23 protein-coding genes are annotated in these 25464 nt (G+C 34.3%); 6 read left to right on the top strand and 17 right to left on the bottom strand.

Features of this window, described 5'->3' with window-relative positions:
- Nucleotides 1–65: 65 nt before the first annotated feature.
- From leuS to CAI20_RS01060, 13 genes are all read right to left on the bottom strand, one after another.
- Nucleotides 66–2525 (bottom strand): leucine--tRNA ligase, encoded by a 2460-nt coding sequence (gene leuS, locus CAI20_RS01120; RefSeq protein WP_149168692.1) that lies wholly within the window; start codon nucleotides 2523–2525, stop codon nucleotides 66–68.
- 4 nt (nucleotides 2526–2529) lie between these two features.
- Nucleotides 2530–3120, bottom strand: a complete 591-nt coding sequence (locus tag CAI20_RS01115) for a murein hydrolase activator EnvC family protein (protein ID WP_007302156.1) — start codon at nucleotides 3118–3120, stop codon at nucleotides 2530–2532.
- A gap of 52 nt (nucleotides 3121–3172) precedes the next feature.
- Entirely contained in the window at nucleotides 3173–3499 is a 327-nt protein-coding gene (locus CAI20_RS01110) for a MerR family transcriptional regulator (RefSeq protein ID WP_012481900.1), read from the bottom strand.
- Nucleotides 3496–3795, bottom strand: coding sequence for an integration host factor subunit alpha (locus CAI20_RS01105; protein ID WP_007302154.1), 300 nt, complete (start codon nucleotides 3793–3795; stop codon nucleotides 3496–3498). Before CAI20_RS01105 ends, CAI20_RS01110 begins: the two co-directional genes overlap by 4 nt.
- Before the next feature lie 38 nt (nucleotides 3796–3833).
- Nucleotides 3834–5030 (bottom strand): MFS transporter, encoded by a 1197-nt coding sequence (locus tag CAI20_RS01100; protein ID WP_007302153.1) that lies wholly within the window; start codon nucleotides 5028–5030, stop codon nucleotides 3834–3836.
- A gap of 306 nt (nucleotides 5031–5336) precedes the next feature.
- Nucleotides 5337–7271: an excinuclease ABC subunit UvrB gene (gene uvrB, locus CAI20_RS01095; protein WP_007302152.1), complete on the bottom strand. Its 1935-nt coding sequence runs from the start codon at nucleotides 7269–7271 to the stop codon at nucleotides 5337–5339.
- 85 nt (nucleotides 7272–7356) lie between these two features.
- Nucleotides 7357–8118 (bottom strand): cytochrome c1, encoded by a 762-nt coding sequence (locus CAI20_RS01090; RefSeq protein ID WP_052264708.1) that lies wholly within the window; start codon nucleotides 8116–8118, stop codon nucleotides 7357–7359.
- Nucleotides 8118–9344 carry a cytochrome b gene (locus tag CAI20_RS01085; RefSeq protein ID WP_052264707.1) on the bottom strand — a complete coding sequence of 409 codons (1227 nt, stop codon included), beginning with the start codon at nucleotides 9342–9344 and terminating at the stop codon, nucleotides 8118–8120. Before CAI20_RS01085 ends, CAI20_RS01090 begins: the two co-directional genes overlap by 1 nt.
- 122 nt (nucleotides 9345–9466) lie before the next feature.
- Nucleotides 9467–10648, bottom strand: a complete 1182-nt coding sequence (locus CAI20_RS01080; RefSeq protein WP_019236738.1) for an ankyrin repeat domain-containing protein — start codon at nucleotides 10646–10648, stop codon at nucleotides 9467–9469.
- Nucleotides 10649–10914: 266 nt separating this feature from the next.
- Nucleotides 10915–12075, bottom strand: a complete 1161-nt coding sequence (locus CAI20_RS01075) for an ankyrin repeat domain-containing protein (protein ID WP_149168691.1) — start codon at nucleotides 12073–12075, stop codon at nucleotides 10915–10917.
- A gap of 257 nt (nucleotides 12076–12332) precedes the next feature.
- Nucleotides 12333–13388 (bottom strand): ankyrin repeat domain-containing protein, encoded by a 1056-nt coding sequence (locus CAI20_RS01070; protein ID WP_149168690.1) that lies wholly within the window; start codon nucleotides 13386–13388, stop codon nucleotides 12333–12335.
- A gap of 247 nt (nucleotides 13389–13635) precedes the next feature.
- Nucleotides 13636–14634 (bottom strand): ankyrin repeat domain-containing protein, encoded by a 999-nt coding sequence (locus CAI20_RS01065; RefSeq protein ID WP_149168689.1) that lies wholly within the window; start codon nucleotides 14632–14634, stop codon nucleotides 13636–13638.
- Between the two features lie 90 nt (nucleotides 14635–14724).
- A complete protein-coding gene (locus CAI20_RS01060) occupies nucleotides 14725–14976 on the bottom strand; it encodes a J domain-containing protein (RefSeq protein ID WP_230440382.1) in 252 nt (83 codons plus the stop codon).
- 169 nt (nucleotides 14977–15145) lie between these two features.
- On the opposite strand from CAI20_RS01060, the gene CAI20_RS01055 reads away from it, so the two are divergent.
- Both CAI20_RS01055 and hisS read left to right on the top strand, forming a co-directional pair.
- Nucleotides 15146–15718, top strand: coding sequence for a NifU family protein (locus tag CAI20_RS01055; RefSeq protein WP_006015115.1), 573 nt, complete (start codon nucleotides 15146–15148; stop codon nucleotides 15716–15718).
- Complete coding sequence (hisS, locus tag CAI20_RS01050; protein WP_149168688.1) at nucleotides 15715–16938, top strand: histidine--tRNA ligase; 1224 nt, start codon at nucleotides 15715–15717, stop codon at nucleotides 16936–16938. Before CAI20_RS01055 ends, hisS begins: the two co-directional genes overlap by 4 nt.
- On the opposite strand, the gene surE is transcribed toward hisS, so the two are convergent.
- Both surE and CAI20_RS01040 read right to left on the bottom strand, forming a co-directional pair.
- Nucleotides 16935–17705, bottom strand: a complete 771-nt coding sequence (gene surE / locus CAI20_RS01045) for a 5'/3'-nucleotidase SurE (RefSeq protein WP_149168687.1) — start codon at nucleotides 17703–17705, stop codon at nucleotides 16935–16937. The two genes, hisS and surE, sit on opposite strands and share 4 nt — an antisense overlap.
- Before the next feature lie 198 nt (nucleotides 17706–17903).
- Nucleotides 17904–19343 carry a hypothetical protein gene (locus tag CAI20_RS01040; protein ID WP_149168686.1) on the bottom strand — a complete coding sequence of 480 codons (1440 nt, stop codon included), beginning with the start codon at nucleotides 19341–19343 and terminating at the stop codon, nucleotides 17904–17906.
- 145 nt (nucleotides 19344–19488) lie between these two features.
- Here CAI20_RS01040 and CAI20_RS01035 point away from each other — a divergent pair, with 145 nt between their 5' ends.
- Both CAI20_RS01035 and CAI20_RS01030 read left to right on the top strand, forming a co-directional pair.
- Nucleotides 19489–20763, top strand: a complete 1275-nt coding sequence (locus CAI20_RS01035; protein ID WP_149168685.1) for an APC family permease — start codon at nucleotides 19489–19491, stop codon at nucleotides 20761–20763.
- Nucleotides 20764–20833: 70 nt separating this feature from the next.
- Nucleotides 20834–22120, top strand: coding sequence for an APC family permease (locus tag CAI20_RS01030; protein WP_149168684.1), 1287 nt, complete (start codon nucleotides 20834–20836; stop codon nucleotides 22118–22120).
- 28 nt (nucleotides 22121–22148) lie between these two features.
- Here the strand turns inward: CAI20_RS01030 and CAI20_RS01025 are convergent, their stop codons facing one another.
- A complete protein-coding gene (locus CAI20_RS01025; protein ID WP_015587974.1) occupies nucleotides 22149–22574 on the bottom strand; it encodes a hypothetical protein in 426 nt (141 codons plus the stop codon).
- Nucleotides 22575–22712: 138 nt separating this feature from the next.
- Between CAI20_RS01025 and CAI20_RS01020 the strand changes: the two genes are divergently transcribed.
- On the top strand, nucleotides 22713–23735 hold the full coding sequence (locus tag CAI20_RS01020; protein ID WP_149168683.1) for an aspartate-semialdehyde dehydrogenase: 1023 nt from the start codon (nucleotides 22713–22715) through the stop codon (nucleotides 23733–23735).
- Between the two features lies 1 nt (nucleotide 23736).
- Here the strand turns inward: CAI20_RS01020 and CAI20_RS01015 are convergent, their stop codons facing one another.
- Entirely contained in the window at nucleotides 23737–24813 is a 1077-nt protein-coding gene (locus CAI20_RS01015) for a 5-(carboxyamino)imidazole ribonucleotide synthase (protein ID WP_029237555.1), read from the bottom strand.
- Between the two features lie 106 nt (nucleotides 24814–24919).
- On the opposite strand from CAI20_RS01015, the gene apaG reads away from it, so the two are divergent.
- Nucleotides 24920–25324 (top strand): Co2+/Mg2+ efflux protein ApaG, encoded by a 405-nt coding sequence (gene apaG / locus CAI20_RS01010; RefSeq protein ID WP_012481895.1) that lies wholly within the window; start codon nucleotides 24920–24922, stop codon nucleotides 25322–25324.
- Nucleotides 25325–25464: the final 140 nt, after the last annotated feature.

Below are 25464 nucleotides of genomic sequence, written 5' to 3'. Positions count from 1 at the left end.
AAAAGATATAACCTCATATCAAAAAAAGTATACCTACGAAATTAGGGACATGCTACTCAAAATTTTTATATAACTATGTTTACTACCTTATTTGGTACAGCATATATAGTGCGAATTTTGCTTTGATCGATTTTGTTAGATACAGAACCTGTTGCTATTTTCTTCAATTCTTCTTGAGGTAAATCAGTTTCTACTTTGATAGTCGCACGCAACTTTCCATTAATCTGTACTGCCACAGTTACCATATTATCAATTAGTAGTGATTCATCAGCTTTTGGCCAAGGTTGCATATATAGCATGCCTTCGCCTCCTATTTTTTGCCATAAATTTTCAGCCAGGTGTGGCATGAATGGCTCAATTACTCTGATTAGTATGCATATACTTTCATCAATAAGAGATTTTCCAGTTTTTACGTCTATTTCAGCTATTAAATTTGTCATTTCACGAAACTTTGCTACCACACAGTTTAATCTGCAGTTTTCCAAGTCATCTGTAAGCACTTGCAATAGTTTATGGATTTTTTTTCTGTACTCTAGGAGTTTACCTACAATGTTTTCATTATCATAGTGTATGTTTACGGGCCTAAGTTGCACTACCATACGCCACAATTTATTTATGTAGCGAAAACAACCTTCCACGCCATCATCAGACCATTCCATATCTTTTTCTGGGGGGGTATCGGATAATACAAACAAACGAGCAGTATCAGCACCGTATTTTTCTATGATAAAGTTTGGGTCAACTGTATTCTTCTTTGACTTACTCATCTTTTCGACTTTTCCAACTTGGATCTTAGCACCCTTCGCAATCAACTCTTTTGCTTCTTCGGGAAAGAGCCATTTGCCATTCTCATCTTTATAAGTTATATGGCAGACCATTCCTTGAGTGATTAAAGTAGAGAAAGGCTCTTTAACATCAAAATAGCCACATTTAGTTAAAGCACGGCAGAAAAACCTTGAGTAAAGCAAATGTAGAATTGCATGTTCTATTCCACCTATGTAATAATCAACAGGCATAAAACGATTACAAGTATCTTTATTAATCGATTTATTTTCACTGCAAAATGCAGCAAAATACCAAGAAGATTCAAAAAAAGTGTCAAATGTATCAGTTTCACGTTCTGCTTGCTTTCCGCACTTTGGACAATCAACAAATTTCCAGGTTGGGTGCTTATACAGGGGATTACCACCACTTGTAAATTCTACATCCGTTGGTAGAACAACAGGGAGGTCTTTTTCTGGAACTGGAACAATTCCACAATCTTTACAATGTATAATAGGTATAGGACATCCCCAATAACGTTGCCTTGAAATTCCCCAATCGTGTAGACGATAGTTTATTGTTTTCTTACCTATTCCTTTTTCTTCAAGTTTTTTTATGATTACTTTTTTTGCCTCATTAATCATTAGTCCGTTTAAGAATTCAGAATTGAACATCACTCCATCACCGAAGTACGGTTCTTTTAAGATCTCTGTGCTCTCTTCACAAACTACAGGAATAATCGGTAAACCATACTTCTGTGCAAATTCAAAATCACGCTGATCATGTGCAGGGCAACCAAAAATCGCACCTTCTCCATACTCCATCAACACAAAATTCGCTATATAAAGTGGTAATTCTTTATCAAGAAATGGGTGTTTTACGTTTAATCCAGTGTAAATTCCTATTTTTTCATCATTCTCCCCCTTTGCCTTCATATTACCAATAAAGTCTCTTATTTCTTTGTCCTTAAGGTCTTGTACAATAGGGTGCTCTGCTCCTACTGCAAGAAAAGAAGCTCCAAATAAAGCATGAGGAGAAGTTGTAAAAATCTTTAACTTCTTATTCAAGCCAAATATTTCAAAATCTATAGTTGCCCCTTCAGATTTTCCTATCCAGCGCTCTTGCATAGTTTTGACTTTTTCTGGCCAATTTTTTAAACTTTGCAAACAATGAAGCAAATCTTCAGCAAAATCAGTAATCTTTAAAAACCATTGGAATAACTTACGTTTTTCAACAACTGCACCTGATCGCCATCCTTTTCCATCAACCACTTGCTCATTTGCAAGCACTGTTTGGTCCACTGGATCCCAATTAACCCACGACTCTTTTCGATAGGCAAGACCATGCTTTAAAAAATCCAGAAAAAATTTCTGTTCGTGTTTGTAATAATCAGGCTCACATGTGGAGAGCTCACGATCCCAATTGTATGAAAGACCTATAGATTTTAGCTGCGTGCGCATATTATCTATATTATCTTGTGTCCATGCTGCAGGGTTAATGTTATTGTCCCTTGCTGCATTTTCAGCTGGTAATCCAAACGCATCCCAGCCAATTGGGTGCAAAACCTCAAATCCACGAGCTCTCTTGTAACGTGCTATAACATCTCCTATTGCATAGTTACGCAGGTGCCCCATATGAATCTTACCAGATGGATATGGAAACATTTCCAACACGTAACATTTCTTCTTTTTACTATCTTTGCTTACAGAAAAATCCCACTTATTTTGGTAGAATTTTTCAACGTTTTTAAAATCATATTTCATAAATTCAATCACAGTTTATATGTACTAAAGGATCGACTGCTTGACCATTATGTCTTATTGTGAAACACATCTGCGGATCTTTATCTTGTGTGCTTGATTTACCTGCAGATCCAATTACTTGACCTTGTTTTACTTTATCACCAATTTCAACTTGTATGTTTTTTAAATAGGAGTACATAGTCATGTAATTATCTTTATGTTCCACTATAATTAAATTTCCGTACCACCTCAGGCCTTTGCCTACGTATATTACTTTGCCAGGTGCAGAAGCAATAACCTTTGTTCCACTTTGAGCAGTAATTTTTATGCCATCTTGACATATTTTATCAGAAGAGGTAACTGCACCTTTAACCGGTATTACAAATTTACACATGCTTTGTGCATTATTGTTATATACCTTATCTACAAAGGCTTTTCTACTTTCTTTTCGCAGCGAAGAATCAACATTTTCTTTAATCAAATGATACTCCCTTGTGTACTCTAGGTCTCTTTTCCCATAAAATTCTTCGCCTTTAAGTAGTACAGGTGCAGGTTTTTGCAGGCCACAGCTTATCAGTATTGCTGATAATATAAAGAACAAGGCTATACGACACATACACTTATCTCTAGATATATCAACTTTCACAAAACTTTATAGTGTTTTTCGTCTATTTATTACTTTCTTCATTTATTTTATCAGTCAAATAGTCTCTTAAATCGGTAAGTTCTTTCAACAAATTTCTTGAATAATGATCAATTCTTACATCGTTCCCAAATTCCTTTTGTACTCCTTTTATTGTATATCCTTTGTCATATAGCATATATTTTATTTTCTTTATTGCCTCTATACACTTATGATCATATAGTCTTCTTCCCTTCCGTTTTATGGGTTTAATTTGATGGAATTGACTTTCCCAGAATCTTAAAACATGCTGCTCCAAATGTAGTTCTTCAGCTACTTCTCCAATTGTGTAAAATAATTTTTCCTTATTCATCGGTTGTTTATTAATTTCTTCATCATTTTTGAAGGTCTAAAAGAAATTGATTTTCTCGCTTTAATTACTACCCTTTCCGATGTCTTTGGTATATTTCCTGGTCTTTCTTTCTTGTTTTTAACCAAAAATGTTCCAAATGAAGATATTTTTACTATTCCATCCTTTGCTAAGCTCGTTTTTATCTCATCCAATATGTCATCTATTATTGCAATAGAGTCTTCTTTCGATAATCCAATTTCCTGGTTTATACATTCAGCTATTGTTGCCTTAGTTACTGTTGTGTCTTTTGTTGTCATAATTTATTACAGTATGTTAATATAATATAACAATCGACTCAAGATTCAGCTACTTTATTTTTATAGTATGTTTCTTTTGTAGCATAATTAAAAATACTAGCAAATGTTAACATTGCAAATATTGTGAAAAGCGCCATTTGATGATCTGAAAAAAGTGCTAAAATTGACACTAAAATTCCACTCATAACAAACATAAATCCATTGATAATGGATGATGATGTGCTAATATACTTCTGCTCAACAATCTCACTACCAACAGTAAAATTAAGCATATGTCCTCCTGCAAAAAAACCAAACATTAACATACAAAAGTATATAATATGAACTGTTAAATTACCGCATAGTAAAATAATAGCTGAAATACTTTGCAATGTGGCAAAAGCAGAGATTACGTGCCTTCTATTTTTAAATAGATTTGAGATTAGATCTGCAATTGGAGCACCAACTGCAAGACCAAGCCACAATATTGCAGTTGCCACACCTAACTCCATTGTATTGAGTTCTAAGTTGCTTAGTAACCTTGGTGCCCACAGCATATTAAGCGCTAAAAATGTTCCAAAAGTAATAGCACCCACTATTGAGGTTATCCAGATATCTCTTAATTTTAGCACTGTTAGTACAGAACATATTACTGTTTTTATAGAGCTCTTTATTGTGTATTCCCCCAAATTTTTTTTTGAAAGTCCTTTCGGATAAAAAAACATAAGTACGAATATCGATACGCCAAATAATATTACGCATACAATAAGATTTTTCCAATCTGCACCTTCGGCAAGCAAGCTAGAGAAGCACATTTGAATCATCAAAGCAGAAAGACTTGAAATTGTCTGCACTAGTGAGAACATCAGTCCAAATTGAGTAAGGGGAAAATATGTGCTACTTACATGAGCAGCGCCAACAAAACCAAACGATGCTCCAATTGCGATCAAAAATTGAGATAAAATTAAATGGGCAAAATTGTCACTCTTGATAAGGACAAAAAAACCAAAGAGCATGATTGACAACGAGAAAAAATAAATTTTTTTGCTGGAAAAAACATTAAACATTGCCCCACTAAAAAATTGTGAGATAGCAAAAGTCCAAGTATATGCTGAATTAGCTAGTGCAACTTGCGCAATCGTGAGCCCAAGTTCTTTTTCAAGATTCACACTTATAAAGGTGTAGATTATCTGCATATTGCTGAATATAACAATTAAGTTGCTGATCAGCCAAATGAACCAAGCTTTATTTTCCATAAGATTTTTTATAAATAGTCCATTGATAATAAACCTCTTTTAGGCTCTGATTATTGTTAAAACAGTTGCAATTATAGTATGATATAAAAGCTATGAAACAACAAATTTGTTGTGAGATTTAATTTGTTAGAGTCTGTACATAATCTCAAGAAAGAAATAAGTTCAACAATCATTACCTATAAGATAAAAGGTGAAAATTTGAAATTATCATGAACTGGCTCATTTTTCTGCCACTTAGATGATGTTTTTTCAAATTGTTGATAAATCAAAGTCAGTTTAGCTATTAATTATTCATCTTTTTTCTAATTATGCAGTGGATCTATTATTAAACCTTTCAATAATACTTTTTATTTTTGCTGCCTCTTCAAACTCTAAATTTTCAGCATGCTTCAACATTTGCTTTTTCAAACTATTTAGATCATCCTTGCTAAAATTCTCAATCACCACTTTTTCCTGTAAAGTATTTGATATAGGCTTTATTATAGTTTTTGGTACAATATTATGCAGTGTATTATGCTCTGTCTGTTTCTTTCTTCTCCTTTCAGTTTCTTTCAGTGCACGATCCATAGAATTAGTAATTTTGTCTGCATATAAAATTACTCTGCCTTCAACATTTCGTGCAGCACGACCTATCGTTTGAATGAGCGAAGTCTCTGATCGTAAAAACCCTTCTTTGTCAGCATCTAAAATTGCAACCAATCCACACTCGGGAATATCAAGACCTTCCCGCAACAAGTTAACGCCAACAAGAACATCTATTTCTTTAGATCTTAATTTGCATATAATTTCAATTCTTTCCAGTGCACCAATATCTGAATGTAGGTAAGTTACTTTCATACTGAGCTCACTCATATGCTCAGCTAGCTTTTCAGCCATTTTTTTTGTCAATGTGGTAATTAGAATACAAAATCCTTTTTTTATTGTTACTTGCGCCTCGTGAATCACATCATCAACCTGACTCTCTGTTGGTTTTATGGTGCAGATGGGATCTGTCAGTCCTGTTGGGCGGATAACTTGCTCTATAAATGCGTGATTAGTCTTTTCTAATTCATATTTTCCTGGAGTAGCCGAAACGTAAATAGTCTGTGGCCGTATTGCCTCCCACTCTTCCAATTTTAATGGACGGTTATCAAAAGCAGAAGGTAGCCTAAAACCATAATCTATCAATTTCTTTTTACGTGCTTCATTACCGCTATACATTGCACCTATCTGGGGAACGGTTACATGGCTTTCATCAACAAATAAAATTACATCTTTAGGTAAATACTCAAACAATGTAGGCGGTGGATCTCCGGCTTTCATTCCGTAAAGATAACGCGAATAATTTTCAATACCTTTACACACTCCCGTTGCCATCATCATTTCAATATCAAAATTAGTACGCTGCTCAAGGCGTTTTGCTTCAACAATTTTGTTCTGTGAATAGTAATAATCCAGGCGTTCATGTAGTTCTTTTTTAATCAATTGAACTGCTTGCAAAAGAGTCTCACGTGATGTAGTGTAATAGCTATTTGGAAAAATGGTGACTGTATCTATGCATCTGATAATATTGCTGTTCATGGCATCAATCTCAGAAATTTCCTCTATTTCATCACCAAACAATGATAAACGCCAAGCTTTATTTTCATAATAGGCAGGAAATATATCAATAATATCGCCGCGCACTCTGAAATATCCTCGCTCAAATCTGACATCAGAACGTTTATATTGGAGATTAACTAAATTATTCAGAAAGTCATTAACATGAATCTTATCTCCAGCACTTAAAGTCAAGGTCATGCTGAGATAGCTCTCAGGCGAACCAAGACCATATATACAAGAAACACTCGCAACTACAATCGTGTCCCTACGCTCCAAAAGAGAGCATATAGCAGAATAGCGTAGCATATCAATTCTTTCATTTATTAAAGAGTCTTTTTCAATATAAGTGTCTGTTTGTGGCGAATAAGCCTCAGGCTGATAATAATCATAATAAGAAATGAAGTATCCAACAGCATTGTGAGGGAAAAATCCTCTCATCTCCTCGTAAAGCTGCGCCGCTAAAGTTTTATTATGTGCCATAATTAATGCAGGCCTGTTTGTTCTTGCAATAACATTTGCCATAGTGAAGGTTTTTCCAGAACCAGTAACTCCAAGCAAAACCTGATCTCTTTTATTACTATTTAACCCTGCAACTAAGTTGTCTATTGCCTGTGGTTGATCTCCAGCTGGCTGAAAATGTGTAACTATTTGAAATTCCATACCTTTATATTTTCATAATGTATTTATTACTATACAATACATTTGCTAGTGTAAATAAGGTATGAAAGAATGAACATAAAAAACTCTATTTTTTCTTTTTATAGAGCCTGCTCCAAATCCTGTTGTTGGTTAATACAAAAAACACCGTCAAAATTATAAAATATGTCACTATTTTTAGCCCAAGTTTATGTCGGCGCTCCAGTTCTGGCTCTGCTGCCCATTGTAAGAAATTTACCACATCATATGCCATATTTTCAACTGTGGCTTGCCTTGTACCATCATATTCTACCATTCCTTCAGAGAGTGGTGGTGCCATAGCTAACCTGCCTGTTGAAAAATATGGATTAAAATATAAACCGTTCTCATCATGTTCACCGTTTTGATAACCAATTAGTAGTGAATAGACATAATTTGCACCATCATGTCTTGCTTTGACAATTAATGATAAGTCCGGTGGAATTGCTCCATTGTTGCTTGCTGCAGCTGCTTCTTTTGTATCAAAAGGTGCAATAAAATAATCCGAAGACACTCCCGGCCTATCAAACATTTCACCCAAATCATTCGGACCATCTTTAACTTGGTAAGAGGCTGCAATTTGTTTTACATCCTCTTCAGAAAAACCAACATCTTGCAAATTACGAAACGCTATTCTATTCATTGAATGGCAAGCAGCACAGACTTCCTTGTATACTTTATAGCCACGCTGAATTGACTCTCTATCGAAAGATCCAGTAATTCCATCAAAACTCCAGTCGATTTTCTTATTTGGTAAAGGTTTAAACTCCTCTGCAGACAAAGAATTAGCGAAAAATAATACACAAAACACAGCAACTTTAACCAATAGCATCACTTCATCTCCGGCACGGAATCGCTTATTGTTTTTGGTAATTTTTTTGGTTTCTCATACTTACTAAGTAAAGGTAAAATTATCACAAAATATGAAAAATAATAAAGAGTTGAGAGCCTACTTAAAGTAATGTAAGGCTCCTTAATTTCTTGTCCCCCAAGCCAGGCAAGAAATGCAAAATTTATTGCAAAAACCCAAAAAAATTTCTTAAATAATGGGCGATAAGCACCACTTTTAACCTTTGATTTATCAAGCCAAGGCAAAAGAAACCACACTAAAATAGATCCAAACATGGTAAGTACACCAATAAGTTTATTTGGAATTGAACGCAGCATCGCATAAAAAGGTAAGAAATACCACTCTGGCACTATATGTACTGGAGTTACCATAGGATCAGCCTCTATATAATTATCAGGATGCCCAAGATAATTAGGGGCATAAAAAACAAATGCAAATAAAATTATAAAAAATAAACCAAAAGTTATGCAGTCCTTTGCTATATAGTAAGGGTAAAAAGGAATGGTATCCTTATCTGACCTGACTTCTATTCCACTTGGATTATTAGAGCCAAACCTATGCAGAGCAACAACATGCAACATAGCTAAAGCGATAATAATGAAAGGCATAAGATAATGCAGCGCAAAAAAACGATTGAGCGTTGGATTATCAACAGAGAAACTTCCCCATAGCCATATAACTATTTTATCACCAATTAAAGGTATAGCCGAGAATAAAGTAGTTATAACTGTTGCACCCCAAAAACTCATTTGTCCCCATGGAAGAACATATCCCATAAAGGCAGTTGCCATCATTGCAAAAAATATAAATATGCCAATAAACCATACCATTTCTCGCGGTCTCTTATAAGATCCGTAATATAATCCACGCATGATATGAACATAGACCACCATAAAGAAGAGTGACGCCCCAACAGCATGAGTATAGCGTATTAACCATCCGTAACTTACGTCACGCATTATACGCTCCACGCTATTAAACGCGTAATCAACATGCGGAGTATAGTGCATAGCAAGAAATATACCTGTTATTATTTGTAAAATCAGCGCTATACCAGCCAAAGAACCAAAATTCCAAGCATAATTTAAATTTTTTGGTACTTGATAAGAAGCAATATGTTTTAGAAAAGAAAATATAGGCAGTCTATATTCTATCCAACCTAATATACCTTTTTCTTCTATTATTTCTTTTTTGCTATCATCTTCCATAACTTAAAGCTTTGTCATCTTAACTCATTGTATTGTAACAATTTAACGCTAATAAACAATAAAAAGTTTAAGTTTAAAGAGTAGATTTCACAAAAACAAGCACTCAAATTTGAGTGCTTGTTTTAAAGGGACTTTTGATGATATACACCTTTAGATATTGTTGAATTGCTTAATGAACTTCGAGGACATTGATAAAGTTTTTCACAATTACTAAGTGCCATCTTGACATTTCTTTCTATAGCACTAACCTTTCTTTCTTTAATTTGCTCCAATGTCAAAAGCGAATTATCCAGTGGCATTGAATATCTTTCCCCTGTGAATTTACTGATTGCTATAGCAGTTAGCAGAATTGCTCCATTACAATCAACTTGTGAAGAACCAATTGAGCTTCCAGTTGAATGTGCAATAGATTGCTGTGCAGGAGGTAAAGCAGGGGCACTCTGAAATAAGCTACTGAGTGCAGCAGTTGTTGAAGTTCCCATCCAACTAAATACACTATTAATAAAAGAAGAAGGTCTTACTGCACTACTTGGTGCAAGAGTAGTATCACCTGGGTTTACATTGGCACTCTCTGCTTCTGCAACAATCTCTTTTATCGTTTTACCGGGATAAAATAACTTAACATAATCTGATGGTGTCTCGTTCCTTATATCCTTAACATTATCAATATCAGCACCACTATCGTATAACAGCTTCATTATTTTTGGACGTTTTAAACTAATAGCCAAATATATAGGTGTTTGTCCCTGTTCGTTTTGAACATTGACATCAGCACGATATTCAATAAGAAGCTCAACTATTCTTGAGTAGTTTTTTTCAATAGCAGCATGTAGGCATGAATTTTGTGAATAAGCAAGAAGATCAAATTTGCCGTTTGGGCTAGCACCATGTTTAAGTAAGACCTCCACTTTTTCCGGACTATTCTTGTCTATAGCCCAACCTACAAGAGTGCGTTTTTTATCAGCATATGAAAAATAACCACTAATGCTTGCTCCTTTATCGATTAGAAGCTCTATCATTTCTGTGGTGCCCTTCGTAACAGCATAGTATATAGGAGGCACATGAAAATAATCCTCAATATTAACATCTGCGCCATTCTCAATTAAAAACCTCATCATTTCTAAATCTTGTTTACTAACAGCAATCGATAAAGGTGAGTTACCATTTCTATCTTTAGAGTTAATAACATTAGTAGTATGTGTCTTTCCTTCGCTAATATACTCCTCAGCTTTTTGAAAATCACGTTCCTTTACTGCAGAACGTAGCCCATCTCTCCATTTTTCAACTTCTGTTTTTGTAACCATAACCCTCCTAAAAGATAAAATCTTTGCCCTTATACCACATAATTCGGGCATATGCTAGTGAAATTTATATGTAAAATTAAAAAAAATTTACAACGTAAGAGATTGTTATTTCATCATGTGCTACATTTAGTTTTTGTACAAAACACCATAAACCTCCTTAATTTACTTAAATTTCGTAGCAGATTATTCCCAACATATAAGAGCTTTAACTTAAAGAGGATTATACGAAAATAAGCACTCAGACTTGAGTGCTTATTTTAACTGATTTAGAGGGACTGTGATGATGAAAACCTAGATATTGTTGAATCGCTAAGTGAACTTTCAGGACATTGATAAAGTTTTTTACACTTACTAAGTGCTATCTCGAAGTTTTTTTCTATAGTGTTAAGCTTTCTTTCTCTAATTTCTTGTATTGTGAGAAGTGAATCTTCTAGTGGCCTTGAGTATTTTTTCTCTGTGAACTTTCTGATCATTACATCAGTTAGTAGAGCTGTTCCATTAAAATCAACTTGTGAAGAACCAATTGGGCCACCATCTAAGTGGTCAACAGATTGCTGTGCAGGAAGTAAAGTAGGAGCACTGCTGAATAAGCCATTGAGTGTGGCAGTGGTTACCCAACTAAATATACTATTAATAGAAGAAGAAGGTTTTACTGCACCGCTTGTGATGCTGCTAGCTTCTTTAAAATCTGCTCTGGTAGGAGTGGAGGAAGAGTTCACTGTGCTACTTGCCAAGTTTTTGGTATTACTAACTTCCAATTCTATCTTAATTGCTTTGGTAGGGGATAATTGAAGACTCGCTGCACTACTTACAAAATCTGTGCTGTCGTTAGCGTCTTTAATACCTGCTTTTATAGAAGTTAATTTTGCTTCACAGTCAGCTTCAGTAGAACTGCTCAATACAGATTCTATTTTTTGAATTTCACTACTACTACATTCATCTTTTCTAGCATTTCCAACAACATCTAATGCTGTTTTGCCATACTGACTTTGAATACTAGCATCAGCACCCTTGCAGAGTAGGAGTTTTACCATATTTAAATGACAGTGGTCAGATGCTAAGTACAGAGGTGTAAAGCCTTTATAATTTGTAGCATTGATGTTAGCATCACGATCAAGTAAAAATTTTGCTATTTCTAGTTTATCATGTCTAGCAGCAATGTGCAAGGGAGTACTCAAATATCGATTACTAATAGTAGTATTAACATCAGCACCGCTGTTACATAAAAACTCTAATATCTTTAAATTACCCAAGAGAGTAGCATGATGTATAGGTTTCATATAGTATCTTTCATAATTCAAAACTTCATTTTTTATTTGTTCATACTCTATCTCTTTAATACATTCTTTAACTTTCTGAAAATCACCTCTGCTTATAGCAGAAACTAATTTTCTTCCTAAAATCTCAATTATTTTTTGTTTTTCCATCAAATACCTCCTAAAAGAGAATCTCCCGGGTTTATATCATGCAACTTAATATGTGCAAGCAAAATTTACAGAGAAAAATTTCAATAGTTAAAAATTAGGTCTTCAGCAACCTACCACGTTAACTTTTGTACAAAATATGCTGAGCTTCATTATTCAAATTTTTTTGCTCTTAATAAGAAGCAATCTGCTTTAGAAAAGGAAATAAGGGATAAGTTTTGTAAATAAGCACTCGAATTAGAGTGCTTAGTTTAACTGATTTAGAGGTGCTTTTGATGATGCACGCCTTTAGATATTGTGAAGTTGCTCAGTGAGCTTTCAGGATGCTGATGAAGCTTGTCACACTTGCTAAGTGCCATCTTGACATCTCTTTCTAGAGAATTAAGTTTTCTTTCTTTAACCTGTCTTATCGTTAAAAGTGAATCATCCAGTGGCATTGAATATCTTTTCCCTGTGAACTTACTTATTGCTACAGCAGTTAGCAGAATTGCTCCATTACAATCAACTTGTGAAGAACCAATTGAGCTTCCAGTTGAATGTGCAATAGATTGCTGTGCAGGAGGTAAAGCAGGGGTACTTTGAAATAGGCTACTGAGTACAGCAGTAATTGAAGTTCTCACATAACTAAACATACTATTAATAAAAGAAGAAGGTTTTACTGCGCTGCTTAACGCATTTGTACTATTATCATGATAGCTAAAGTAATTCCTAGCTTCTATTACCTTAGGATTTGCTCTAGAAGCTAATGTCTGACAATTAACTTCTTTATCAGCACATTTTAATGTAGATATTATTTTTTGCCTTGTATTACTAGTACATATAGATTTTGGATCATCTCCAACAACATCTAGTGGTATTCTACCACCCGCATCTCTTATATAAATATTAGCATCATGCTTGATAAGAAGTTCCACCATTGCCACTTGGCAATGGAAAGACGCTAAGTGCAAAGGCACCTTACCCGTTATATCTTGCAAATTGATCTTAGCATAACGACTAAGTAGAAGCTGTCCTGCATCTTCTCTGCCATATTCAGCAGCAACGTGCAATGCAACTCTCAAGCTTTCACTACTAGCAGCATTAACATTGGCGCCGTTATTAACCAAAAACCTCAATATCTTTAAGCTATTTTCTTTCACAGCAAAACTTATAGGTTTCATACCGTATTTTTCACCAATAAAAATCTGCTTTCTTAGGTTCATGTACACTGCACTTCTGATACATATGTTAGCTTTTAGAAGACTATGCTCTTTTATGGCAATAAATAACTCATTTACAAAGTTCTCAGTTTTTATCTGTTTTTGCATCCCTTGCATCAAATATCTCCTAAAAGACAACGTTCCCGATTTTGTATCACACAATTTGATATATACAAGCAAAATTTACAGAGAAAAATTTCAATAGTTAAAAATTAGGTCTTCAGCAATCTATCACGTAACTTTTTTGCAAAATATTTTAAGCCCCTAATTCATAATTTTTATTACTTGATAATAAGCAATCTGCTTTAGAAGAGGAAATAAGGGATAAGTTTTGTAAATAAGCACTCGAATTAGAGAGCTTATTTTAACTGATTTGAAGGGACTTTTGATGCATACTTTTAGATATCGTTAAATTGCTTAATGAACTTTCAGGACATTGATAAAGTTTTTCACAACTACTAATTGCCGTCTCGAGTTTTTTTTCTATAATATCAAGTTTTGTCAGAGGTGGATTGTCCAGTAGTCTTGAATACTTTTTCCCTGTGAACTTTTTGACCACTACATCAACTAGTAGAGCTGTTGCATTAAAATCAACTTGTGAAGAACCAATTGGGCTACCAGCTAAGTGATCAACAAATTGCTGTGCAGGAAGTAAAGTAGGAGCACTGCTGAATAAGCCATTGAGTGTGGCAGTGGTTACCCAACTAAATATACTATTAATAAAAGAAAAAGGTTTTACTGCACTGCTTGGTGGAGGATTTGGAGTATCACCAGCTTCTAACTCTAATTTAGTATTTATTCTAGCAGAAAGTAATAGTTCTGTACAATTATTTTTATGAAATCTTAACACAGCTAAGAATATTTTTTCTATGTCACAGCCATCACTGCAAAGACTTTCATAACCAGGGATAACCTCAAATGCCGTTTTGCCATTTGCATTTTTAATATTAATAGTGTTATTATTGAGCAGAAGATTCGCGATATCTAATCGACAATAAAAAAAGGCTAAGTGTAAAGCTGTAAAACCTTGCATTACTTGGGAAGTGGTACTACTAGTACAATGATATATCATTTCTTTTATTTCTGCTTTTCTATTCATGGCAGTAACGTACGAGTAAGGAACAAGACATCCATCACTAACAGCATTAATATTAGCATTATTTTTAAGCAAAAACCGCACTATCTCTAAGCTACCTCTATAAACAGCAAGATGTATAGGTGCCATACCATCTTTTTTACCATTAATAATCTCTTTTTCTTTATTTATATATCTTGCCTTTTTAACATATCTTTTAACTTTATTAATATTAAGCTCATCTATAGCCGCAAATAAATTCTTTCTCAATCTCTCAAGTTTTTTCATCAAATACCTCCTAAAGAATAATGTTTCCGGTTTTATATCATGCAACTTAATATGTACAAGCAAAATTTACAGAGAAAACAATAGTTAAAATTAGGTCTTCATCAACCTATCACGTGCTGCGTTTAACTTTTGTGCAAAATATTCCGAGCCTCCCTTGTCTGGATGGACCAGTTTCATTAAATTTTGGTATGCCTTATTGATTTCATTTTGGCTTGCCTCGGAATTCAGCCCCAGTATTTTTAATGCTTCATCTTTGGACATATTATCACCAGTGTAATTTTTGGTGTAACTTTTACTGCTGTTAAATTCGTTCAAAAACTTACTTAATATAGAGTGCATCATAAAACTTATGTTATTTCTCTTTGCCAAAAAGAGAAAAAATACAACAACGCTAGGTAAAACAAACGTGATTATTGTGAATATCAAAAAAAGGAAGAAGATGAATGACATGTATATTTTTTTATCATTTTATGATTAAATAGTAACAATTATAATTGTCATGGTAAATAACATGTTTATCCAGATTGAAGAAACACCAAACCCAAACACGCTGAAATTTCTTCCTGGTTTTGAAATTCTGAGCGAAGGAGAAACAGCTGATTTTTCAAATGCAGATGAAATAAAGAACTCCAAACTAGCAGTAAATCTTTTTCAAATAGAACATGTTGTAAGAGTATTTTTTGGTCATGATTTTATTTCGGTAACAAAATCAGATAGAATGAATTGGGATATAGTAAAGGTGGAAATTTTAACTACAATTATGGATCACTTTACTTCTGGTGGAAAAGCATTTGATAAAGAAGGAGTAAGTGATAATAAAATGCTAGAGGAAGAATTCTTTAATGAAAATGATATAGAAATTGTAAATAGAATAAAAGAATTGATGGAAAGTTATATTAAACCTGCAGTTGCTCAAGATGGTGGTGATATCAAGTTCCGTGGCTATAAAGACGGAATAGTTTACGTTGAACTGCAAGGAGCTTGCTCTGGGTGCCCAAGTGCTGCAATTACCTTAAAACAAGGAGTGCAGAATATGCTAAGCTATCACATACCAGAAGTTTCAGGTATAGAGACTATGCTATGACTAATCAAACAGTTAGAGGAACAAAAGATCTCCTGTTTGATGAATGGTACAAGTTTAAACACATAGAGCAAACAGCAAGCAGAATCTCAAGTTTATACGGCTTTTTACCTGTTCAAACTCCGATATTTGAATACACAGAAGTCTTTACAAAGACTTTAGGTGATAGCTCAGATATTATCACTAAAGAGATGTATACTTTTATTGATAAAGGGGGAAAGAGCATAACTCTGCGTCCTGAGTTCACTGCAGCTATTGTTAGGTTACTCATTGAAAAAAAACTACAAGCGCCGATAAAATTATTTTCAATAGGGCCTGCATTTCGCTATGAAAGACCGCAAAAGGGAAGACAAAGGCAATTTCATCAGATAAATTTTGAGGTTTTTGGCATAGAAGATCCAAAAGCTGATATTGAATTGATATCACTCGCTCAGCACTTACTAACTGAATTTAGCATCAATAAAAATGTAAAGCTGGAAATCAACTCTCTGGGTGATAGTGAAACAATAACTCAGTATAGAGAAGCTTTGATATCGTATTTAAAAAAGTTTCAAAATGACCTATCAGAAGATAGTCAAAATAGATTGATTAAAAACCCACTCAGAATATTAGACTCTAAGGATAAGACAGATAAAGAAATAATCTCTGACGCACCAAAAATCAGTGATTATTATACAAAAGAATCTTCATATTTCTTTGACCAGGTGTTAAATGGACTGCAAGCTCTTGGCATACCTTACACTGTAAATAGCAAATTAGTTCGAGGTCTAGACTATTATTGTCACACAGTATTTGAATTTGTCACAGAAGATTTAGGTGCACAAGGAGCAGTTTTTGCCGGTGGAAGATACGATAATCTAGTATCTTCAGTAGGTGGAAAACACACTCCAGCAATAGGATTTGCAGGGGGGATTGAGCGTATAATGGAATTAATCAACTATGCTGAAAAAAAAGAGAGGCCTATTTATATAATTCCAATCGGTGGAGAAGCTGAAGAACATGCTCTAACACTTGCAAGTGAATTACGCAGAAATGGTTTATATGTGATTTACGAATATAGTGGAACTCTAAAAACCCGAATGAAAAAAGCAAATCAAGCAAATGCAAAAGTTGTATTAATCTTTGGTGATGAAGAGCTAAGCAGTAAAACTTTAAAAATTAAAAATATGGACACGGGTGAAGAAAAAATGATTGCTCGCGATAAAACCGTAGAAAATATCTAATCAGAAGCAATAGGAGTGTTAGCTATAGAAGAAAATTCCTCTGCACAAGAATTTTTCATAGCATTTAATATATCATAATCTGTAAAATCTAATTTTATCGGTGTAATAGTAATAAAACCTCCTTTTATTTTATCTACACTACCACTGCCTGAGTGTTCCCGAGACCAATTTAAGCTCAAAGAACCATTTAAATTTTCAGTAAAAGTTAAATCACCATCAATGTTATATTCACCTTGTTCAGCAAATTCTACTCCTTTCACTTTTTCTGTAGCAGGAAAATTTATACTCATCACTATATTTTTAGGCCAACCAACTTTAACTAGCTTGTCGATAATCTTTGATGCAAAAATCCTTGTATTGTACCAGTTTATTTCGTTACGATAAGCTTGGCTTAGTGCAATAGAAGGTATAAATCTTGCAGCACCTTCCATTGCAGCACCGATTGTGCCTGAATAACAAATATCATCGCCGACATTTGATCCAATATTTACTCCAGATAATATTAAGTCTGGTTTTTTATTCATAATTTTATTTAACGCGATAATGACACAATCTGTGGGAGTACCAGACACACTAAACTCCCTTTCACTATGTTGACTTATTTTAATAAATTGCTTTACTGGATAGTCAAGAGACCTTGCAGCTCCACTCCTATTAGTATCTGGTGCTACTATCCATACTTCCGATGCAAAATTGTGTGCAATTTCTTTAAGTAATCTTATTCCTTCACTCTCAAAACCATCATCATTTGTTATCAATATTATCATATATAATACTCACCTATCAAAGTATACTGATGAGGTTTCTTTTCATAACCATAGCAAAGAACCTGCTACGAATCAATAAGGAAAAATTAGAGGGTGACCAGGTTGCCATCGTTTAGTTTGCTGTGAGTTAATCGTAAATACCAATTTTTAGCTTCACACCTAACTCACAATCAAAGTTTAGTAAACTCTAGAGGCGTGCTAAGCAGGAGAAAACCTTGCTATATTTCCCAAAAATGCTTTCACTCTTTCAAGGCAAGTGGATGGTTCTGCAGGTATTGCTACTTCATCTATCTTACCATATATTGCTGCATCTACGACTTCACCTGTTATTAATTCCCTTAGCTTTTGTTTTATCTGTCCTCTACGAATATGTTCTCCATAGTCATTATAAAACTTCACATATAACTCTTTAAATACAAATTCTTTTATAGCACTTCTCATATGAGAAATTCCATCCTTTACTTCATCATTTGCATTGCTCAAATCCACTTCAGAACCTAGCGAATATAAGTCATCAAAATTTTCTTTTAAAATTTTTATTTTAAAGTAGTGCTTATCTACAGATCTCTCAAGAAATCTTTTAGTAGCATTACCGGCCAATTCTCCTATTATCTGAGGCTCTAGTTGAGCTGCAAAATTATTTTCTGCTTCAAGGCCACTTAATGCATAAATGATACGATTAAGCATTCCAGGACCACATTGGCGATTACTTTCCTCAAAACGAACCAGCAATATGGATTTCAACAGCCCTACATCTGCATTTTGCTTTGTTGCTGCAATTAAAACTAGATTTATTGCCTGTGTTAATGTCAGTCCGGTTTTGGAATCTACCCACCTTACCCATTCTCCTTCTCTATAATTATCTACCTTCAAATAAGGCTCTATCAGTTCTTTCTGCTGATTTGTCAAACCGCCTATATAGTTTTTAAACTCTTCATCCAGCTCATGTGACGGAGTCCCATATTCTTCCTTTAATTTTTTGGCACACTCAATAACACTTTGCTCAAAACTTCTAGTATGAACATTCTGATTACCAGTACCTACATCACTTACATTAAACAAAAAGCTCATTTGCTTTACACTTAAACCCAGAGGCGAGAAGAGCTTTATTAATGGATACTTTATTAACTCAAGAAGTGCTACTGGGATCAATAATATAGTATTAATAAGCACTAAACATATTCTAAGACCCAACGCTCTACTATTTGATAATGTTCTGCTAAGCTCTGATATCTTCGATGAACAATACAAAAATGGTAATTGGATACAATATATTGAGTATATAGAAAAAAATAAAATCTTATCTTTCAACCCTATTGTCGGGTCATTATATACTTCAGAAAAAATGTTATCATCACTATTTTCATTTTTGAAAGATTGATAGCTACTTGTAATCTTTTCTGTAAAAATAGAACAGAGCTTATGCAGTCCGTAGCACAAAACACAAGTGGCAAGTAAAACTGCAAGTGTTCCAAAAACAGCTAACACCTCACTTGAAGTTTTGGCAAGAAGGAATGCATAAAGCGCATCAATAAAGATCTCAAGTAAGTAGTCAAATAAAAAAATTGCTCCAATAGCAGCACCAACTAATAGAACATACCCACAAACAACCAAAAATGTTTTTAACCTCGGATTCATAAACCACTTCTTAATAACCTATTAATATACTTCTCATTATATGCTTAAATTAAAAAAATGCAAATTTTTATACAAAAAAGATCAATTGAAATTTTCGAGCTTCAGCTATATTGTTAATATATTCAGATAAAAATTAAACATTGTCGTGTCAAATAAAATAGGCTTTTTGGCTATTTTCGCCTTGGTGATCAGTAGCCAAATCGGCTCTGGAATTTTTATGCTCCCAATTAGCCTTGCGCCATACGGCGCTTATAGCCTCATAAGCTGGATTATATCAGGATTTGGTGCTATATCTCTTGCTTTAGTTTTTGCTTCACTCTGCGCAAAATTTCCAGAAACGGGCGGTCCTCATATTTATGTGAAACATGCTTTTGGTTCTACAGCAGCTTTTTTTGTTGGTTGGACATATTGGGTAAGTTCGTGGGTTAGCTCAACTGCTGTAACGATTGCAAGTATCGGTTATTTAGCCCCGCTTTTTCATAATGATATACAAGATATACGTTTGCTTTTAGAAATAACATTAATTTTAGCTATTATGCTAATAAACTTAAGGGGAGTAACTACTGCTGGGCATGTTGAGCTTTTGCTGACCATTGTTAAAATTATTGCACTTCTCGCAATACCTATCGCAGGGTTGTTTTTCTTTGATAAAAATAATTTTATTGTAAGCGAGGAAGTATCAAACTTTACAATATCACAAACTCTTGCTCGTTCTACACTCCTTACTCTATGGTGTTTTATTGGACTTGAATCAGCAACGGCACCTGCAGGATATGTCAATAATCCAGCTAAGACAATACCAAGAGCTATAGTGCTTGGAACAGTCTGTGTTGCTGTGATATATTTCATCAATAGTCTTTCAATTATGGGATTGATAAGTGGTAATGAACTAGCTAGTTCAAAAGCACCATATGTTGATGCGATAAAAATTATGTTTCCAGGTAATTGGCATTTAATTATTTCTGTTGTTGCCTTTATCGTTTCTGTAAGTAATTTAAATGCTTGGTTTTTAGCTGATGGACAGGTCACCTTAGGCCTTGCAAAAGACAAGTTAATGCCGCAATTTTTTGGCAAAAAAAATAAGCATGATGCTCCATTATGGGGAATAATACTCAGTACTTTGGGGGTGTTAGGTTTACTTATCCTAACGTCAAACAAAAGTTTTGCTGAGCAAGTAACTTCAATAATTGATATCTCTGTGGTGTCATTTTTGTTTATCTACTTAGCATGTAGCCTTGCTTTTCTCAAAGTTAATATACAAGACAAAAGCTACTGCAAATTTTTAATTGGAGGTGTGGCTGTATCTTTTTGCTGTTGGGTAATATACGAGACTTCTATAAAAACATTGTTAATATCAAGTCTATTCCCTTTAAGCGGAACACTTATTTATCTACTTTGGTATCATAAACTAAAAACTTAACTTAAATTTTTTATTTGCTAAAATTCTTAAGCTATACTACTGGCTTACATTAATAGAATTAAGAGGTATTGTGTCAAATAAAATAGGTTTTTGGGCTGTTTTTGCTTTAGTCATTAGTAGTCAGATCGGCTCTGGGGTTTTTATGCTTCCAATTAGCCTTGCTCCATATGGCGCTTATAGCCTTATAAGTTGGATGATATCAGGAGCTGGTGCTGTGTCTCTTGCGCTAGTTTTTGCTACGCTATGTGCAAAGTTTCCAGAAACAGGAGGTCCTCACGTTTATGTGAAACATACTTTTGGTCCTGCTGCAGCGTTCTTTGTTGGTTGGACATATTGGGTAATCTCATGGGTTAGTACAACAGCTTTAATAGTTGTGGGTGTTGGCTATCTTACACCATTTTTCCATGAAGATATCAAAAGTATGCGTTTATTTTTAGAGCTGTTGTTATTTACAATCATTACATTAATAAATTTAAGGGGAATAGCTACTGCAGGGCACGTTGAGTTTCTGCTCACGGTTGTGAAGGTTGCTGTATTGCTTGCAATACCTGTAGCAGCGTTGTTTTTTTTCGATAGAAATAATTTTATCATAAGTGAAGAAATATTAAGTCTTACAACATCGCAAATTCTTGCCCGCTCTACACTCCTTACTTTATGGTGTTTTATTGGACTTGAATTGGCAACAGCACCTGCAGGGTCAGTTGATAATCCAGCTAAAACTATACCAAAAGCTGTGGTGCTTGGCACAGTTTGTGTTGCTGTTATATATTTTATCAACAATTTTGCAATTATGGGATTGATCAATGGCAACAATTTAGCAAGTTCAAGAGCACCATATGTTGATGCGATAAAAATTATGTTTTCTGGTAATTGGCATTTAATTGTTTCTATAGTTGCATTCATTTTTTGTGTTGGCAGTCTAAACGCTTGGGTTTTATCTAGTGGACAAGTTGCTTTTGGTCTTGCAGAAGATAGACTAATGCCAAAATTCTTTGCTAAAAGGAACAAGCATGGCTCTCCTTTTTGGGGAATAACAGTTAGTTCAATTGGAACTGCAATTTTACTAATTCTCACTTCAAACAACAATTTTGCCCAGCAGATTACGTCGATTATTGACTTTTCTGTAATTTCATTTTTGTTCGTTTATCTTGCGTGCTGTTTTGCCTTTCTAAAGGTTATTATACAGGAGAGGAGTTGTTATAAGCTTTTAATTGGTAGCATAGCAACAACCTTTTGTTGTTGGGTGATATTAGAAACCCCTGTAGGTACTCTGCTGATTTCGAGCCTGTTCACTGCAAGTGGCATACCCATTTATTTATTTTGGTACTGCAAAACTTCTGTGCAACAAATTCAGTAGTGAGAGATACACTTTAAATGGTTAATATTTATGGGCCAAGATTTTTTTTCTCTTTATCTACTTGTTCAATATTACCATTCTCAAGTTTGCTACCTACTTCTTCTGTGCGTTTATTATCTATGTAGATCTCATTTTTTGCTTTATTAGAAAGACCTATTTGCGATTGCAGTTTTTTATACTCTTCTTTTTCAGGCGTGAAAATTTTCACTAAAAATCTTCCTATTATTGGTATTGAACTTAAAAAATCTCTTAATCCAAAAGATTCTTGCTTCTTGTTTGAAAGATGCTGGTCTATCTTAGAAATTTTCACACCATACTTTTTATCATCAAAATTTATCGCTGGCTTGCTTTTTTTCGAGAGAACATTTTGAATCTCTAATCTATTGACTTTTTCAGGCTTTTGAAATTCAGATACTGCAGGTTTGACCTTAGTGTCATCATGTTTTTTACTCATTTCATTCTACCATGCAATATTACTAGTGTCTTATAATTATAACTAAATTATGGTTAATTGCAAGGTAAAAATATTAAAGTAATTGTAAATTTTATCAGTAAAAATATAATATAGCTTTAAAATCAGAGGTTTATTTATATGGGATGTAAGATTGCAGTTATTGGAGCAACAGGAAGAGTAGGGCGTGAGGTATTAAGCGCGCTTGCCGAGTTTCAAGACGAAGGAAAAATTTCAATAGATTCTGTTGTTGCTTTTGCATCAAAAAAATCAGAGGGAAAAAAGGTAAGTTTCGGCGATGAAGAATTAACTGTCTTAGACCTTGAGAACTACGATTTTGCTGGAATTAATATAGCAATTTTCTGTGCTGGGTCTCATGTTTCCGAGAGATACGTACCGATTGCAACTGAAGCTGGATGTATTGTCGTAGATAATACCTCTCATTTTAGGATGAAAGAAGGCGTGCCACTAGTTATTCCAGAGATCAACAAAGATAAAATTACGGAGTATAAAAACCATAACATAATATCTAATCCAAATTGTACTACAATACAAATGTTGCTGGCATTACATTTATTACACCAAAAAGCAAAAATAAAGAGAATCGTTGCTTCAACTTATCAATCAACTTCTGGTGTAGGTAAAGCAGCAATGGATGAGCTTTACAATCAGACAAAAAAAATCTTTATGAATGAAGCTAAAAAACCTGAAATATTTCCTAAGCAAATAGCATTTAATTGCATTCCTCATATAGGAGAGTTCATGGAAGATGGTTCTACAAAAGAGGAGTGGAAAATGCAAGAGGAGGCAAAAAAAATTTTAGAAGAGGATATAAAAGTAACTGCAACTTGTGTCCGAGTACCTGTTCTTGTTGGTCATGCTATAGCAGTAAATGTAGAATTTGATCAGCATATAACTGAAGAAGAAGCTCGTGAAATGCTCAGTGAAGACGATGGAGTTTTAGTGCAAGATAAGCGCGAAGATGGTGGATATATGACTCAGATTGATGTTGTGCAAGAGAATGCCGTATACATATCGCGTATTAGACAAGACGATACCGTTAAACACGGATTAAATATGTGGATAGTAGCTGATAATCTACGCAAAGGTGCAGCACTAAATATAGTGCAGATCTTGGAGATCTTGATCAAAGAGCATTTATAGCTCAATAGCTTAAATCTATATTGACATGTCCCATTTTACGCTTGTCCCTAACCTCTTTTTTCCCATATATGGTTAAACTAGCTTTTTCGTTGCTCAAATATTTGTGAGAATTATATATATCATTACCTATTATATTTTTTGTCATGCAAGGAAAGCGTAATACTACTTCCTGCATAGATAGCCCGCATATTATCCTAACTAGCTGCTCGAATTGACTAACGTTGCATGCATCCAAGCTCCAGTGGCAAGAATTGTGGGGTCTTGGGGCCAGTTCATTAACTAGTAATTCATGATTTTGAGTGATGAAAAATTCAATAGCTAGAATTCCTACTACATCAAGTGCAGTTGCTATTTTCTCTGCAGTTTTTTGTACCTCTTGGGCTAATTTATTATCTATTTTAGCTGGTGCTATTGAAGTATTAAGTATTCCGTCAACGTGGTGATTCTCTGCTATAGGAAAAAAAGCTACTTTACCGTTTTTATCTCTTGCAACGACTATTGAAACCTCTTTCAGTAAATCAACACTTGCTTCAAGAATGTACTCTTTATTCCAATCGAAGGAAGCAAATTGCTTCAGTTCAGAATCATTTTCAATCATATATTGTCCTTTTCCATCATAACCCATTTCTGTTGTTTTTAGCCTCACTGGATAGCTAAAAGTTTCACTACTTTCTAGTAGCTGATTATAATTTTGTATACTTTTGTAATCAGCAGTTTTTATGCTTAAATCTCTAATAAAATCTTTCTCTCTCAGCCTATTTTGCGAAATGTGTAACGCCTTTTTACCTGGATAAAAATCTGTATGCTGCGACACAATATCAATTGCACTACATGGAATATTTTCAGACTCAATAGTGACTAAATCCACACTCTGTGCAAAAGATTCAAGTGCCCTCTTATCACAGAAGTCTGCTATTGTTAAATCATCAGCAACAGAACAAGCTGGATCGTTTTTAGCACTGGCAAAAATATGCGTTTTGTGCCCAAGTTTTATTGCAGCGATAGCAGTCATTTTACCTAATTGCCCACTTCCTATTATTCCTATCACTTTTTTATCCAGTGGATCTGTTTTGTTCATCATGTAGATTAATATTTCCTAGTTAGAGTACGATAATATGCTTGGAAAATCTATGAAAAAAGTGTATAATTGAAGTGTGTTAAACTTTTATCATGAACACTTTACGATGACCATGAAATACACACTTATTACTAATTCTGTTGAAGTTACAGTTTTGCCAATTTACATTGAAGAGCAATCCATTCCTTATGAAAATTGTTACGTATGGATGTATAATGTTAAGATAAAAAACAAAAGCTCATCAACCATTCAATTATTAAGTCGCTATTGGCAAATAATAGATCATAAGGGGAAAATAAATGAAATTGCCGGAGTTGGTGTTATTGGAGAACAACCTGTAATAAAATCTGGAGAGGTATTCAAATATACAAGTGGAACATACTTAAATACACCATCAGGAATAATGCAGGGTAAATATGAATTTCTGAACGAAGAGAGCATAAAAACCTTTGATGTTATGGTACCACCCTTTTCCTTAGATAGTCCATACGTTAACACTAGACCTCATTGATCATCAAGATAGTGTATTTGTTTAAGTGCATCTGAAACCAGTGCTTCTTGTTTTGTCATTTGAGCTTCCATAATGTCATCCGAGTAGCTGATACTGAGATCCAACTAAGTTGATAAACACGAAAGCACTGACCATTTGCT

The organism is Wolbachia endosymbiont of Chrysomya megacephala, from assembly GCF_008245065.1.
Taxonomy (GTDB): domain Bacteria; phylum Pseudomonadota; class Alphaproteobacteria; order Rickettsiales; family Anaplasmataceae; genus Wolbachia.
Note: the sequence above shows the minus strand (reverse complement) of the source record. Positions and strands in the feature narration are given on the sequence as shown.